The sequence below is a fragment of the Methanosalsum natronophilum genome (assembly GCF_024808815.1).
GTDB lineage: Archaea > Halobacteriota > Methanosarcinia > Methanosarcinales > Methanosarcinaceae > Methanosalsum > Methanosalsum natronophilum.
The window spans coordinates 1-1,143 of the sequence record NZ_JANUCS010000044.1 but is presented as its reverse complement, the minus strand read 5'-3'; the positions used below and the strand labels follow the sequence as shown (position 1 = coordinate 1,143).

Below are 1,143 nucleotides of genomic sequence, written 5' to 3'. Positions count from 1 at the left end.
GGGTTTCTACGCCTCCTACCTACACTGTACATGCGGGATCACAACTCAACGACAGGCTGCAGTAAAGCTCCACGGGGTCTTCACTTCCCCCTAGAGGTCTCTAGACTCTGCACTAGAATGTAAGCTTCACCGGATTCTGGCTAGGGACAGTAGAGCTCTCATTGCTCCATTCATGCAAGTCGCCAATTAAGCGACAAGGTACTACGCTACCTTAAGAGGGTCATAGTTACCCCCGCCGTTTACAGGCCCTTCTTTCCGTTGTACCGGAGTTTCAGGTACCTGCACTGGGCAGGATTCAGAGATCGTACTAGTCCTTTCGGATTTGCGATCTCCTATGTTGTTATTAGACAGTTGGAGCTCTCTGGTCACTGCGACCTGCTGTCTTCACAGCAGGCACTCCTTCTCCCGAAGTTACGGAGCCAATTTGCCGAATTCCCTTAGCCAGTTTATTTCCGACACGCCTTAGCCTTTTCAGCTAGGGGCACCTGTGTCAGATCTTGGTACGGTCACTTGACTTCCTTTTCACGGACTCCCGGGTGCAGTTGACTTTCGCCATCACACATTCCTTGGTTTCTCGCCATAACGGCTCTCCACCTTGTTCTGTGCTTGGGCAGCGCGACGACGCTGCTCAACCTGCCCGTGAGTGTCAGTTTCATTGTCAAGTGGTACAGGAATATTAACCTGTTTCCCATTTGGCGTACTCGGATTACGGTACGTCTTAGGACCGACTAACCCTCGGCTGACGATCATTGCCGAGGAAACCTGGCCCCTTCGGCGGTCAGGATTCTCACCTGACTTTGCTGTTACTGTTACCAGGATTTTCGTTCCTGTTCGGTCCACTGGACCTCACGGCCCAGCTTCTGCCCGAACACAACGCCTTCCTACAAGATCACCTTTCGGTGCTCCGTGGTCTCGGTGGTCGACTTGAGCCCCGTCCATTTTCGGGGCCCCAAACCTCGACTGGTGAGCTGTTACGCACTCTTTAAAGGATAGCTGCTTCTAAGCTAACCTTCCAGCTGTCTAGGGCCTAGGACACCCTTTAGTGTTAACACTTAGTCGACACTTTGGGACCTTAACCACGGGCTGGGTTGTCTCCCTTACGGACTACAAGCTTACCCCAGTAGCCCGGACTCTGTTCTTCTT

Annotated in this window: 1 rRNA gene; it reads right to left on the bottom strand. The window is 52.6% G+C overall.

What is annotated here, in order from left to right:
* A 23S ribosomal RNA gene (locus tag J2T59_RS10195) occupies positions 1–1,143 on the bottom strand; the annotation flags it as partial.